Source organism: Hoeflea sp. YIM 152468 (assembly GCF_029210485.1).
Lineage (GTDB): Bacteria > Pseudomonadota > Alphaproteobacteria > Rhizobiales > Rhizobiaceae > Hoeflea.
Map to the genome: position 1 here is coordinate 38,836 of NZ_JARGET010000027.1, position 13,384 is coordinate 52,219.

At 59.9% G+C, this 13,384-nt stretch carries 12 protein-coding genes; 10 read left to right on the forward strand and 2 right to left on the reverse strand.

Features of this window, described 5'->3' with window-relative positions; translation table 11 throughout:
- Positions 1-47: 47 nt before the first annotated feature.
- Together PZ897_RS14570 and PZ897_RS14575 are read right to left on the reverse strand one after the other, a co-directional pair.
- Positions 48-1,085 (reverse strand): transglutaminase domain-containing protein, encoded by a 1,038-nt coding sequence (locus PZ897_RS14570; RefSeq protein WP_275753228.1) that lies wholly within the window; start codon positions 1,083-1,085, stop codon positions 48-50.
- A gap of 168 nt (positions 1,086-1,253) precedes the next feature.
- A complete protein-coding gene (locus PZ897_RS14575) occupies positions 1,254-1,799 on the reverse strand; it encodes a cupin domain-containing protein (protein ID WP_275753229.1) in 546 nt (181 codons plus the stop codon).
- Positions 1,800-2,007: 208 nt separating this feature from the next.
- Between PZ897_RS14575 and PZ897_RS14580 the strand changes: the two genes are divergently transcribed.
- The 10 genes from PZ897_RS14580 to PZ897_RS14625 all read left to right on the forward strand — a co-directional run bounded on the left by PZ897_RS14580 (position 2,008) and on the right by PZ897_RS14625 (position 13,275).
- Positions 2,008-3,048, forward strand: coding sequence for a TRAP transporter substrate-binding protein (locus PZ897_RS14580; RefSeq protein WP_275753230.1), 1,041 nt, complete (start codon positions 2,008-2,010; stop codon positions 3,046-3,048).
- Positions 3,049-3,219: 171 nt separating this feature from the next.
- Positions 3,220-3,693, forward strand: coding sequence for a TRAP transporter small permease (locus PZ897_RS14585; protein ID WP_275753231.1), 474 nt, complete (start codon positions 3,220-3,222; stop codon positions 3,691-3,693).
- Positions 3,690-4,985, forward strand: a complete 1,296-nt coding sequence (locus tag PZ897_RS14590) for a TRAP transporter large permease (RefSeq protein WP_275753232.1) — start codon at positions 3,690-3,692, stop codon at positions 4,983-4,985. Before PZ897_RS14585 ends, PZ897_RS14590 begins: the two co-directional genes overlap by 4 nt.
- A 43-nt stretch (positions 4,986-5,028) precedes the next feature.
- Positions 5,029-6,321, forward strand: a complete 1,293-nt coding sequence (gene hisD, locus PZ897_RS14595; protein ID WP_275753233.1) for a histidinol dehydrogenase — start codon at positions 5,029-5,031, stop codon at positions 6,319-6,321.
- Positions 6,322-6,635: 314 nt separating this feature from the next.
- On the forward strand, positions 6,636-7,673 hold the full coding sequence (locus tag PZ897_RS14600) for a LacI family DNA-binding transcriptional regulator (RefSeq protein WP_275753234.1): 1,038 nt from the start codon (positions 6,636-6,638) through the stop codon (positions 7,671-7,673).
- Positions 7,674-7,787: 114 nt separating this feature from the next.
- Positions 7,788-9,290: an FAD-binding oxidoreductase gene (locus PZ897_RS14605; protein WP_275753235.1), complete on the forward strand. Its 1,503-nt coding sequence runs from the start codon at positions 7,788-7,790 to the stop codon at positions 9,288-9,290.
- Position 9,291: 1 nt separating this feature from the next.
- A complete protein-coding gene (locus tag PZ897_RS14610; protein WP_275753236.1) occupies positions 9,292-9,501 on the forward strand; it encodes an FGGY family carbohydrate kinase in 210 nt (69 codons plus the stop codon).
- A gap of 13 nt (positions 9,502-9,514) precedes the next feature.
- A complete protein-coding gene (locus PZ897_RS14615) occupies positions 9,515-10,834 on the forward strand; it encodes an FGGY family carbohydrate kinase (RefSeq protein ID WP_275753237.1) in 1,320 nt (439 codons plus the stop codon).
- 3 nt (positions 10,835-10,837) lie between these two features.
- Positions 10,838-11,905 (forward strand): sn-glycerol-3-phosphate ABC transporter ATP-binding protein UgpC, encoded by a 1,068-nt coding sequence (ugpC, locus tag PZ897_RS14620; RefSeq protein ID WP_275753238.1) that lies wholly within the window; start codon positions 10,838-10,840, stop codon positions 11,903-11,905.
- Between the two features lie 44 nt (positions 11,906-11,949).
- Positions 11,950-13,275 (forward strand): extracellular solute-binding protein, encoded by a 1,326-nt coding sequence (locus PZ897_RS14625; protein WP_275753239.1) that lies wholly within the window; start codon positions 11,950-11,952, stop codon positions 13,273-13,275.
- Positions 13,276-13,384 lie beyond the last annotated feature (109 nt).

Here is a 13,384-nt window from a genome sequence, read left to right on the forward strand (position 1 = left end):
TGGGAAACGGGCTTCGTGTCCCTGACGAGTTCTGACCGGAAAGGCTGCTATAAAGCGTCTGCGGAGACCTTGGTTATGCTGATATCCTTGACAACGGCGAAGCAAACATCTTCGCTCGCTTCGACTGTCAGGGAAGCTCTCTCACCGCTGGATGTAAAATTGAAGGACGCCCCATCGGCACCAAGCGGCCCGCACTGATCGTGCACGCATATTCTGGCCGGCTCCTTGCATCCGCCATACTTCGAGCTCACGTCGATCCGGTACTCACCTGCTGGTTGGTCCCAGTAATAGGACACACCCGCCATGGTTTTGTCCCGCCGGTTGTCGCCGATGAAGTGGAAAAACTGCGGGCCCGGAGAGGTCGCGTTGCCTTCCGACCAATCCAGGTTGGCGATGACCTCACCGACTCTGTCCACCGTGATATCCCGATGTTCAGCGGTCATGTGGCCGAAAACATCATAGGACGTGTCACGGCGGGAAAAGAACCAGGTCGAAAGCCCGTTTCGAACCGGGAAGACATTGGCATAGCCGATGCGGTCAATGTCACTGAGCGAAAGATATGACGATCTGTCATTCGGGTCGGAGAAATAAACCGAGCCCCAGGTCACATCGAACAGCACCCATTTTTCGCCTATTTTGACCTCGGCCATCGCGTGTGAACTTCGCACCCCTTTTGAGATGTAGAACGCCTTTACGATCCTTACAGGGATGCCGAGCTGCTCCATGAGCGCTGCGAAAACGATGGCGTGATTGCCGCATATCCCATAGCCCGCATCAAGGCAAAGGTCGGCTTGTGGGATGGACTTGAATTTGTCGCCCATCGTTCTCTTGAGGTAGGAGTATCGACCGCTGGTGACCGTATTCTGCACGACATTGAGCGCCTGCAGCGCGGCGTAGAACTCGACCGGCGCAACGCGCCGCACCACTGCACCCTCGGCTTCCTGCCGGATCAGGCAAGCGTATTTCTTGATGATGTCGGGGTTTTCGCAAGAGAGGCTTGGAGTGTCGCCGACCGCAGTCAGGCTGTCGGCTTGCGCCGCTCCGGACGCCAGCAGAGCGCCAATCAATACCCATTTCGCAATCATGTCGAATCTCCGCATGGTTGTGAATCCATAGATTGAGTGCGTGCTTTATGGAGTCTTTTTAAGTTGCGTTCAAATCGATCAGAAAGCAACCCCGACGTTCTGTTTTCGAAGAAGGAAAGATGCTGGGTACAACCTTGCGTCCAGCCATCGCATGGCGGGATCAAACCCCTAATAGGAAGGGGGGGAAATCGCGCTGATGACCTCGGCGGTTGCCTTGCCGACATTGCGGAAGCGGTGCAGCTCGCGACTGTCGAAATAATAGCCGTCGCCCTTGTGCAGGACGCGGGTCTGGTTCCCGACCGTAAGCTCGATCGCCCCCGAGACAACGCAGCCCGCTTCCTGGGCAACATGTGACAGAAGCTCGCCGGTATCGGCTCCCACCGCATAGGTTTCCCTGAGAAACTGGAAGGCACGATAGGGATGGTTGAGCCCGATCAGGCGATAGGAAATCGTTTCTGGATTGCCAATTTCGGGGGTGTCATCAGCGGGATAGAACGGGCTGCCGCTGCCTTCGGTCAAGCCGCCGAGAAATTCCGACAAGCGGCTACCAAGCGCGTCAAGGATCGCTTGCAGGGTATCAACGGTGGGGCTGATCAGATCCCGCTCGATCAGCGAGATCGTGGTGTGCGAGATGCCGGAGCGTTGCGCGAGATCGCGCATGCTTAGATGACGTCGCAGCCGAAGGGCCTTCAAATTGCTTCCGATTTTGGCCATTATACTATCCATGAAGTGGGTATTATGCCGAAAAACATAGCGCAGGCAGCCATCTGCTGTAAAGTATATGAAACGGTACGGGCCCAGACGCTTCCTTAGCCTCTTTGATCCAATTATAGAATGGACGGAAGGGAGGTAGGTGCATGGACTGCAGCCCTACCTGTTGGTTCCTTCTTGACCAGTTTCAATCACGTAATGGGAGGCGAGGATGATCGTCAGACAGAAACAAACCGTACGCCGCACGCTTTTCGCAATGGGTGTCGCCGGGCTTTCGCTCGTGCCGGCAGCGGCCAGCGCCGCCGAAATCTCTCTTCAGGTCGGCACTATCGAATCGCCGACCGGTGCCAACTCTTTGGGCTGGCAGGCATTCGAGCAGTATGTCGAGGCCGCAAGCGGTGGCGATATTGACATCGAATTGTTGCACTCCGGTCAGCTGGGCGATACCGAAAAACTGCTCGAAGGTGCGATGATCGGCATCAACAAGATGGTGCAGGGCGACGAGACCCTGACAGGTGCCTATGCGCCGATGATGACCTGGTTCACGCCCTATTTGTTTGCCGATGAAATGGTGATGAAGGAATTCTTCGCCAGCGATACCTTCGCCGAGATCAACGACGCCATGGCAGCCGATCTGGGGGTGCGGGCGCTGGCCGCGTCGCCTTACGGGTTTTACAATTTCATCAACAAGACCCGCCCGGTGGAAAGCCTGGAGGATCTCGCTGGTCTGAAGTTGCGCACCTTGCCCAGCAGCGAGATGACGATTCGGGCCTGGGGAGGTCTGGGCGCATCGGCAACTCCGGTGTCCTGGGGTGAGATCTACACCTCGATTCAAACCGGTGTGATCAACGGATTGGGGCATACGATCGGCATCATGGTCGACCAGAAATATTATGAGGTTGCCAAGAATGTCACGCTGGACAACAGCTTCGGCGTGGTCAATTTCTACCTGGTCAACGAGGCATTCTGGCAGGGACTGAACGACCAGCAGCGCGCGATCCTGAAGCGCGGCGCGCAGATCGGCGCGGCGACCGAGTTCGGCGTCGCAGCCTACCGCAACCGTGTCGAGGGACTGCAGACACTGGAAGAGAACGGCGTTGATATCCGTCCGATCTCCGATGTCGAGCGCCAACGGCTGCGTCAGGCAGCGCAGGAAAGTGTCCTTCCCTGGTTGCAGGAACAGGTCGATCCGGCGCTGATTGAAAAGGTCTTTGCCGAAGTTGAGGCGATCGAAGCTCGACTGAATCGCTGATCCGCTGAGCCGATGCATGGCGGGTTCAGTCGGTTTGATTGATAACGTACATGCACTCATTCAAGCTGTTGCAGCGGTCCCTGCGCATCATGCTGGATGTGTGGGCCAGTAGTGACGGAGCCGGCCCAGTGCCGGCTTCGCCATTCCCACGAGACACGACAGGAGACCTGGATGCGATCCGCATTTGCCCTTTTTGATACAGTCCTGCGCTTTGCCATAGGCCTTGCAATGGCAGGCATCATGCTGGCGATCTGCCTTCAGGTTGTTGCCCGCGGTACCACCGGCGCGCTGCCCTGGCCGGAAGAACTAAGCGTAATTCTGATGATCTGGGGGCTGCTTCTGGCCGCTGCCTATGTCCTGAACGAACGCGGTCATGTCGGCATCACCTATTTCGTCGAGCAGTTGGGCCCGAAAACGGGTCCCTTCATGATCGCGGCGATGCATTTTCTGATCATTCTGTTTTCGGCAGCGGTCATCTATGGCTCGATTGACAAGCTTGGCTCGGTCGCGCGGTTGCGCACAGGCGCGCTTGGCATCAGCCGGGCCGTTCCCAACCTGGCGATCCCGGTCGCATGTGCACTTTATATCGTTGTCTCGGTGCGGATCATCGTTGAATCCTTTGACCAGTGGCGGAACCCGGGATGACCATTCTAGCACTTGCTACAACCTTCGTTGTTCTCACCGTTCTGGGAATGCCGATTGCCTTCGTGATTGGGGCCGCGTGTCTCGTCGCGCTGCTGATCAGCGGTCAAAGCCTGACCCTGCTGTCGCATTTCATGTATATCGGAGTGGACTCCTTCGTGCTGGTCGCGGTTCCGATGTTCGTGCTGACGGGCGAGATCATGCTGAGGGGGCGGATGACCGGCGCGCTGACCGATTTCGCCGATGTCATTGTCGGCCGCATCCGCGGCGGCATGGGCCACACCAACATCGCCGCCAGCGTCTTTTTTGCCGGAATCACCGGCTCGGCCTCGGCCGATACCACTGCGCTGGGTTCGGTGCTGATTCCGACCATGGCGGAAAAGGGCTACAGCCGTGCCTATGCGACCGCGGTGACGATTGCGTCTTCGGTAATCGGGCCGATCATCCCGCCCAGCCTGACTTTCGTGATCTATGCGATGGCGGTCGGCGGCGTTTCGGTCGGCGAGCTGTTCCTTGCCGGAATCATTCCCGGCGTGCTCGTGGCCATTGCCTTGATGGTGATGAATTACCGGATTTCGCTGGCGCGGAACTATGAAAAGCGCACCGAACGCTATCCGATCGGATTTGTCCTGACCACGATGCGCCGCAGCCTCCTGGTGCTGGTGATGCCGGTCCTGATCGTGGCCGGAGTGCTCAGCGGCGATTTCACCGCAACCGAAGCCGCCGCGGTGGCCTCGATCTATGCGCTTGTGATCTGCATGGTGGTCACCCGCACATTGAAATTTCGCGAGCTGCCTGACGTTTTCTTCAACACCGCCAAGACCAGTTCGATCATGTTCCTGCTGCTGGCGACCAGTTCGGTGCTGAGCTACATCCTGGCGACGCAGGGCGTGCCGACGATGATCGCCAACTTTTTCCAGGCCGTTACCGACAACAAATACGTCTTCCTGTTGCTGATGAATATCTCGCTGTTGATGATCGGTCTGGTGCTGGACCTGTTCCCGGCGATCATCATCTTTGGGCCGATTTTTGCCGGGATCGCCCAGAGCTATGGGGTGGACCCGATCCAGTTCGGCGTGGTGTTCTGCGTCAATCTTCTGATCGGGCTGAACACGCCGCCGGTGGGATCGGGTCTGTTCCTTGGCGCAGCGGTCGGCAAGGTCCGGCTGGAAGACCTGATCCGAGAGGTGCGACCCTTCATTCTGATGGAAATCGTCGTGCTGTTGATCCTGACCTATGTACCCTTCCTGACCACAACGCTCCCGCGCACCGTAATCGGGTTCTTCGGCGGCTGATCGTGGCGGAAATCCCGTCTTCGCAACAACATGGACTGATATAATGACAGTACAGACTGAGTTTCCGAGCGTTTCTTTCGTCAAACACCCCACGCGCAGCGCCGTGTCTGACAACGCGCCGGTCGAAACGCTGGTGGCCGAAATTCTGGCCGCCGTCCGCACCAAGGGCGATGCGGCGGTACGGGAATATTCGCGCCAGTTCGACAAGGCTGATCTGGATGCGTTCGAGGTCACCCAGGCCGAGCGTGAGCAAGCACTTGCCGCGCTCGAGCCCCAGAGCCGAGCCGACACCGAATTTGCGATCGCCAATGTTCGTGCCTTTGCCGAGGCGCAGCTTGCGACAATGAAGCCGCTGGAGGTCGAATTGCTGCCGGGCGTGCATATGGGCCATCGCGTGATCCCGATCGATCGGGTTGGCTGTTATGTGCCCGGCGGGCGCTATCCGCTGTTGTCGGCGCCGGTGATGACCCTCGTGCCGGCCAAGGTTGCCGGTGTGGGTGAAGTTGTGGCCTGCCTGCCGCCAAACGCGCATCCGGCAATGATTGCCGGCTGTCACCTGTCGGGCGCCGACCGGATCTTCAAGATCGGTGGTGCGCAGGCAATTGCGGCGATGGCCTACGGCACCGAAACCGTGCCCAAGGTCGACAAGATCGTCGGCCCCGGCAATGCCTTCGTCAACGAAGCCAAACGACAGGTCTTTGGCCCGATCGGCATCGACCAGCTGGCCGGTCCCTCGGAGATCTATATCCTGGCCGATGAAACCGGCGATGCCGAGATGATTGCCACGGACCTGCTGGCGCAGGCCGAGCATGATGTTCGCACCCGGGTCGGTCTTATCACCACCCATGAGCCGTTGGCGCATGCGGTGCTTGCCGAAGTCGAACGGCAGCTGGTCGGACTGTCCACAGCAGAGACCGCGGGCACAGCATGGCGCGATTACGGCGAAATCGCCCTGTGTGCCGATGAAGCGGCGATGATTGCCTATTCCGATCACATTGCGGCGGAGCATCTGCAGGTTCATACCGCCGATGCGATGAATTTCGCGCTCAAGCTGCGAAATTATGGGTCATTGTTCATCGGTGAGTTGGCCTCGGTGGTCTATTCTGACAAATGCTCGGGCACCAACCACACGCTGCCGACCATGGCGGCTGGGCGTTATACCGGCGGGCTGTGGGTCGGCACCTATGTCAAGATCGCCACCCATCAATGGCTGACCGCTGAAGGCGTTGCACAGGTTGCGCCTCCGGCGGTCCGTCAGAGTGCGAATGAAGGCCTCGAAGGCCACCGTCTTGCCGCGCAGCTGCGGCTCGACCGGCTGCAGGTGCAAGGACAATAGGTTTCGCACACGGTGTGCTGAGCGATCTGCCCTCCAGGATCAAGACCCGCGTGCCACGGCGCGCGGGTTTTTTTGTGCCGCCACATCGACGCGCAGACTGGACCCGTGCGGCAAGAACAACCGGGTAGCCGGGTGTGAAGCGAGGCAGACAGGAGGAGATCGAACCGGCTCATGGCCGGCCATGGATGCCGGGTGGCCCAGCCTCCATCGGGCCCAAAACCAGATGGTTGCTGACGATTGCAGGAATTCCCCCTATCCAGCTTCGGTATTTATGATGGTAAGACAGGTCGAGAACAGTGACCGGGGAGTTTCAGGTGACAAAAAAGCAAGGAACGAAAGCCACGCTCGCTGAGGTTGCGGCGATGGCCGAGGTCGATGTGTCGACGGTTTCACGGGTCTTGCGTGGTCAGAGCGAGCAACGCATACGCGCTGAAACCAGGGATCGCATTCTCGAGGTTGCCAAGAAGCTCAATTATCGCGCCAACTACACGGCCCGCGCCTTGCGCATGTCGCGCACGTTCACGCTCGGCATTGTCGTGCCGCAGCTTGATAACCCGGTTTTTTCCGCCGCTATCCGCGGGGCTGAAAACCATGCGGCCAAGAACGGCTATTCCTTGCTGATTTCCCACCGTGACCCAGGAGACGCGGGAACAACGATTGCCAAGCTGTCGCAGATGAACCGGGTCGATGGTTTGCTGGTGGCCAGCCTCGACGCCGATGAAGTGTTGCGCAGCGACCTTGCCGAGGCAAATGTTCCCTACGTGCTGTTGAACCGTCTGTTGCCGGGCACTGCCCTTTCCGTGGTTCTCGATAGCCAGGAGGCGGCGCGACGGGCGACGGAGTACCTGATTTCGCTCGGGCATCGCCGTATTGGCCATCTCGGCGGACGCCCCGGCGGCTTCAACGCCCAGGAACGTCTGGCCGGATACAAGATGGCGCTGGACGCGGCCAACATCCCTTTTGATCCACGTCTGGTAACCATGGGCGATTACACCTTCGATGCCGGTCGGGTGTCGGTGCGGGAGTTGGCCAAGACCGACGCCACCGCGATCATGGCGGCTACCCTGGTTTCGGCGGCAGGTGCGATGGCCGAACTGCGGCTTGCAGGCTGGCAATTGCCCCAGGAAATGTCGGTCATTGCACTCCATGATGCACTTTTTGCCGAAATGCTGTTTCCGGCCTTGAGTACCGTGATGATGCCGACGGAAGAGATGGGGCGGGTTGCCGCGGACCTGTTGATTCGCAAGCTGTCCGGGGAAGATCCCGACCCGGTTCGAGCCTTGCCGCCGGGGCGGCTGATCATCCGCGATTCGACCGTTGCTCCCCGATCCGGCGCACGAATTTCCAAATAATCGTTGTCCCCTGCTTGACAGGTCGCGGGTGCTGGCTGTAATTCTGAACAAACGATTGTTCAAGGTTGTTTGAGCGGCGTAACCAGAAATTGTAGCCATCGAAAAGGAAACCTGATGTCGAGTTCGCAGCCCCAATCGCCGGCGCCCGCAGCACTGAGTGTTCTTCAGGCCGAGTTCACAAACATTGTCGGTGCGGAGAATGTGCTCACTGACGAAGCCGACCGGCGCTCGTTTGCGCATGACCGGTTGCCGTTTGCGAATTTCTGCGAACGGCTCGACAAGCTGGCCGGCGTCTTGCCGCGTCTGGTGTTGCGACCCGGATCCGCCGATGAAGTTCAGGCCATCGTCACTACAGCGCGGCGGCTGGGCGTGCAGCTGATCCCGTTCGGAAACGGCTCGGGTGTTCTTGGTGGTGCGATTCCGGTGTCAGCCGAAGTGACCGTCGATCTGCGGCGGCTTGACCGGATCGTCTCCGTCGATCCGGCCAATGCCATGGTCACTGTTCAGGCCGGAATGAACGGCGGCGTCTTCGAGGCGGAGCTCAACGCCCAAGGCTATACGACCGGTCATCTGCCCCAGTCGATCGAGATTTCCACGGTGGGCGGCTGGGCTGCGTGCCGCGGCGGCGGCCAGGCCTCCAGCCGTTACGGCAAGATCGAGGACATGGTGGTCGGGCTCAAGGCAGTCCTGCCGGACGGCACCGCGATCAACATCCGCCCGGTGGCCCGCCGCGCGACCGGGCCGTCCATCCGCGATATCCTGGTGGGCAGCGAAGGCACGCTCGGCATCATCACCGAAGTCACCATGCGGCTGTGGAAGCTGCCCGAGGTCGAGCGTGGCGTGGTGCTGGCATTCCCGTCCGAGGCGGCGGCGCTGGATGCGGCGCGCGACATCATGCAGGCCGAACTGCGGCCATTGGTTGCGCGGATTTATGATGCCCAGGAAAGCAGCGAGCGCACGGAAAACATGGCCGAATTTCAGGCGCGTCCGATCCTGGCTATCTATGTCTTTGCTGGCCGCGAGCCGATGGTGACCACCGAGCAGCAGATGGCGATGGAAATCTGCCGCCAGCATGATGCGGTGGAAGCAGGGCAGGCGCCTTATGACCACTGGCGCAAGAATCGCTACGTGGCGTTTTCCGCCCAGTGGCAGAAGGCAGGCTATTTCAACGACACGATCGAGATCACCGGCAACTGGTCGGCCTTGCCGGAGATGTTTGAGACGATGGGCAAGGCGGTCCGGGAGATCTGCCCGGACGTTTATTTCGGCGCGCATTGGTCGCATATCTATCCCGAAGGTGCGTGCCAGTACATGACCATCAGGCTTCCACCCATGGACCATGAAAAGGCGCTGCCTCTGCATGCGCAGATGTGGCAGGCGATCGAAGAGCTGACGCTGGAGCACGAAGGATCGATTGCCCATCACCATGGTGTGGGCGTGTTCCGCAATGGCTGGATCGAGCGCGAGCTTGGCGGCGCATTGCCAATGCTGCAGCAGATCAAGGATGCGCTTGACCCTGGCAATCTGATGAACCCGGGCAAGCTCGGCCTGCGGCTGCCGGAAGGCGCCGTGGTCGTCGGCCAGCTCAATCCTGCAACACCAGGCCAAGAGAGCTGATGTGAGCAACGACCTTTTTCTAGGTATCGACCTGGGCGCCGGGTCGCTGAAGGTGACGCTGATCGACGCGACAGGCGCCGTCGTTGCCGAGGCGGCTGCGCCGGTGACAACGGCGGCGCCGGAAAGCGGCTGGAGCGAGCAGGACCCGGCGAACTGGTGGACTGCGGTTTGCTCGGCCCTGCCACGGCTCCTGGAAAAAGGCCAGGGTTGAGGCATCGCGGGTTGTGGCCCTGTCGGTTTCCGCCGGCGCGCATACCCAGGTGCTCGAAGATGACAATGGCGCCGTCATCCGTCCGGCGATCCTGTGGAATGACCAGCGCGCGTCCGCGCAGACGCAGGCTTTGCGCGACGCCGCGGATGCCCGAATTCTCGAGCTTTCTGGCAATCGCGCCAATCCGACATGGACGCTTCCGCAGATGCTCTGGCTGAAGCAAAACGAGCCCGACAACTTCGCCCGCGTCAAACGTTTGTATCTTGCCAAGGACTGGATCCGGAGCCGGTTTACCGGCGACTGGATGACCGACCCCATCGATGCGGCCGGGACCTTGATGTCAGTGGCCGACGGATCAAGCTGGTCGCCCGAGCTTTGCGACATGATCGGCTGGAACCTGGAAACCCTGCCACCCATTTCTCCGTCGACCGCCAGGGCGGGAACCGTCAGCGCACAAGCCGCGCGCGAGACAGGATTGGCAGAAGGAACGCCAGTCATCGTCGGTGCATCGGACACGGCGGTGGAAACCTACGGTGCCGGACTGACCGAGCCGGGGCTCGGAGTGATCAAGCTTGCGACCGCAGCAACCGTCAGCGTGCTGTCGCCCGATCTGCATGCCAGCAACACGGTGATCAACTATCCGCATGTCATGCCGGACCAGTTCTATGTGATCGCGGCGACAAATTCCTGCGCTTCGGCCCACAAATGGCTTCGCGACACGTTCTTCATGAGCCCGGGCGCAGACGGCTCCGCGGCATTCGACCGGATGGAAACACTCGCATCGTCAGTGCCGGTTGGGTCGGAAGGCTTGTTCTTTCATCCCTATCTCAACGGCGAACGCAGCCCCCATTGGGATCCGCTGTTGCGGGCCGAGTTCGCCGGAATCGGTTTTCAGCACGGCCCCGGCCATTTCGTCCGTGCGCTTTATGAAGGCGTGGCCTTCTCGCTGCGCGATTGCCGCGAAGCACTGGCTGTCCAGGGATTGAAGTTTTCCACGGCCCGGCTGATTGGCGGGGGGACGCAAAGCGTGCTCTGGTGCCAGATCGTTGCCGATGTGCTTGGTGTCGATGTGGAACTGCCCGGCAATGGCGACGCCTCGTTTGGCGCTGCACTTCTTGCCGGCGTCGGCGTCGGCGCCTTTGCCGATGAAGCGGCGGCGGCCAAGGCTGCCATAAGGGTCTCCCGTCGGATTGCACCAAATCCGGAAAATGCGGCGTTCTATTCCGAGGCGCACGCAATCTACGTCGACATTCAAAAGGCATTGTCGCCTATCCATCACCGTATCGCCCGCCTGCAAAGCAGCCGCGGCGTCTCCCCGATGAAAGAGGATTGAACCATGGCGCAAGTCAAACTCTCGGCCGTGCGCAAGGCCTATGGACCGGTTGTTGCCGTCCATGGCGTCGACCTGGTCATCGAAGATGGCGAACTGGTGGTGTTTCTGGGCCCGTCGGGGTGTGGCAAATCCACGACACTGCGGATGATTGCGGGGCTGGAGACGATTACCAGCGGCACCTTGCATATCGGTGATCGCGACGTAACGGCGCTGGAACCCAAGGACCGCAACATCGCCATGGTGTTCCAGAATTACGCGCTGTATCCGCACAAGACCATCCGCGAAAACCTCGCCTTCGGCCTGCGCATGCACAAGATGGATCGGGCCGAGATAGACAAGCGCGTCAGCGAGGCATCAAATGTTCTCGGCCTCGACGAGCTGCTCGACCGCAAGCCGCGCCAGCTCTCCGGTGGCCAGATGCAGCGTGTCGCCCTGGGTCGGGCGCTGGTTCGCGAACCGGAAGTCTTTCTTCTCGATGAGCCGCTCTCCAATCTGGATGCCAAACTCCGCGTCAAGATGCGTGAGGAGATCGCCAGGCTGCAAAAGCAGGTGGGCACCTCCATGGTGTATGTGACCCATGACCAGGTCGAGGCGATGACGCTGGCAGACCGGATCGTGATCATGAAGGATGGCCATGTCCAGCAGGTTGGTGCGCCGCTCGAAGTCTACGACCGGCCGGCCAATCTGTTTGTCGCCGGCTTCATCGGATCACCGGAAATGAACCTCGTCGAGGGACGCATCGTGCAGGGGCGGTTTCAGGCGGGCGAATTCTCGATCGATCTGCCGCAAGGCATGACGGTGCCGGAAAATGCAGCGGTCTCGCTCTGCATCCGGCCCGAACACATCGAGATCGACGACAACACCGCAGATCTCGCCTTCACCGCCGACATTATCGAGCAGCTTGGCGCCCAAACCCTTTGTGCCGGCACCGCAAAGGGCGTGAGGCTACGGGTCATGACGACCCGGCGGGATGATGCGCACAGGGGGTCTGTCTTTTCGCTGCGGTTCCCGGCGGACCGGCTTCATTTCTTCAACTCGGACACCGGGCAACGCATCTCTACTGAGCATTAACCGCATCCTCTATCACATGATAGAAAACCTGGGAGGAGACTACGATGAACAATCCGAAAAACCATGGCGGCGTCAGCCGCAGGACGATCCTGAAAACCGCCGGGGCAGCCGGAGCGGCACTCGCAGCGACGGGCCTTTCAACGCCTGCCGTGTTCGGCCAAAGTCGCAAGCAGATCCGCTTTCTCAATGCCGAAACCTCGATCGACAGCATTCGCGCACTGAAGGTTGCGGCTGCTGAATATGAGCGCCAGACCGGCGTTGAGGTGGTGATCGATTCAGTTCCCCTGGGGGATGTGTTCACCAAGGTCACCACATCGCTTCGGAGCGGCAAGCCTTATGACATTGCAACGGTTGCCTTTGTCGGCCATGTGTTGCTGCTCGCCAATGAAGGCCACCTGGTCGACATGACGCCACTGACCAGCAAGCATGAGTGGGGCAAGAACATCCTCTTTCCGATGGGTGGCAAGACCTATTGGTACCCCTATGACTACAACCTCGCCTGGATCTATTACCGCAAGGATCTTTACGAGGAAAACGGGCTTGAGGTGCCGAAGGACCAGGCAACGTTCCTTGCCAACGCCCAGGCCTTGACCAAGGACAACATGTCGGGGTCGATCTTCCCGATTGCCTCCAATGGCGCCACCAACTGGCTGTCGCCGGGCTTCCTCTGGGCCGACGGCGTCGAGGTCTTCGACGACCAGTGGAACATCATCATCGACAGCGAGGAGAATGCGCCGAAGACCAAGGCCTATCTGGATTTCTTCGGCGACCTCTACAAGACCATGCCCAGCGGCACCAGCCAGGCCTCGTACAGCGAGATGCTGACCAGCTTCACCTCCGGTTCGGTGGCGCATTCCGCCTATGCCGGACGGTTGGTCGAAACCATCGAACGCAACTCGCCGGATCTCGCCGACAAGTTCGGTATCTTCCCCTATATGGACTCGAGTGGCACCGGAAAGGCCGTCAATCACGGCTATGACGGCTGGGTGGTCCTCAACACCGACGCAGCCGAGGAATCCATGAAGTTCATGGAATGGTTCACCGAAAACCAGCTCATCAACTTCCTGCATACCGCACCGTTGCATTTCCAGCCGGCACGTCTGGATATCTATGACGACAAGCGCTGGAAGGCCCACCCGCTGATCGAAAAACATGCCGGCCTGGTGGAGTCGATGAAGGGCTTCCTGACCGATCCCGACATGACGATCACCTCGATCGACACACAAGGCCCGGAGCCCGATCTGCGTCCAGGCAAGGTGTTTGAATCCTTCGCACTGTCGGAGATGCTGCAGCAGAAATGTCTGCTCGACACCTCTTCGGATGCCGCTCTGGAAATGGGCGCCCAGAAAATGCGTGACGCGATCGCCTGATCGGCACCTACCTCAATGCACTGGAGCGAAACCCGCTCCAGTGCCCCTAGGCTCAGGACTCATTGATTGATCCAGAAGATGACGGTTGCCGCGATTGCGATGGCTGACA

Excerpts from the sequence above, each read along its gene's own strand:
- PZ897_RS14590 (WP_275753232.1), top strand. The coding sequence starts at position 3,690 with ATGACCATTCTAGCACTTGCTACAACCTTCGTTGTTCTCACCGTTCTG.
- PZ897_RS14570 (WP_275753228.1), bottom strand. The coding sequence starts at position 1,085 with ATGATTGCGAAATGGGTATTGATTGGCGCTCTGCTGGCGTCCGGAGCG.
- PZ897_RS14585 (WP_275753231.1), top strand. The coding sequence starts at position 3,220 with ATGCGATCCGCATTTGCCCTTTTTGATACAGTCCTGCGCTTTGCCATA.
- PZ897_RS14625 (WP_275753239.1), top strand. The coding sequence starts at position 11,950 with ATGAACAATCCGAAAAACCATGGCGGCGTCAGCCGCAGGACGATCCTG.
- PZ897_RS14575 (WP_275753229.1), bottom strand. The coding sequence starts at position 1,799 with ATGGCCAAAATCGGAAGCAATTTGAAGGCCCTTCGGCTGCGACGTCAT.
- PZ897_RS14605 (WP_275753235.1), top strand. The coding sequence starts at position 7,788 with ATGTCGAGTTCGCAGCCCCAATCGCCGGCGCCCGCAGCACTGAGTGTT.
- ugpC (WP_275753238.1), top strand. The coding sequence starts at position 10,838 with ATGGCGCAAGTCAAACTCTCGGCCGTGCGCAAGGCCTATGGACCGGTT.
- PZ897_RS14580 (WP_275753230.1), top strand. The coding sequence starts at position 2,008 with ATGATCGTCAGACAGAAACAAACCGTACGCCGCACGCTTTTCGCAATG.
- hisD (WP_275753233.1), top strand. The coding sequence starts at position 5,029 with ATGACAGTACAGACTGAGTTTCCGAGCGTTTCTTTCGTCAAACACCCC.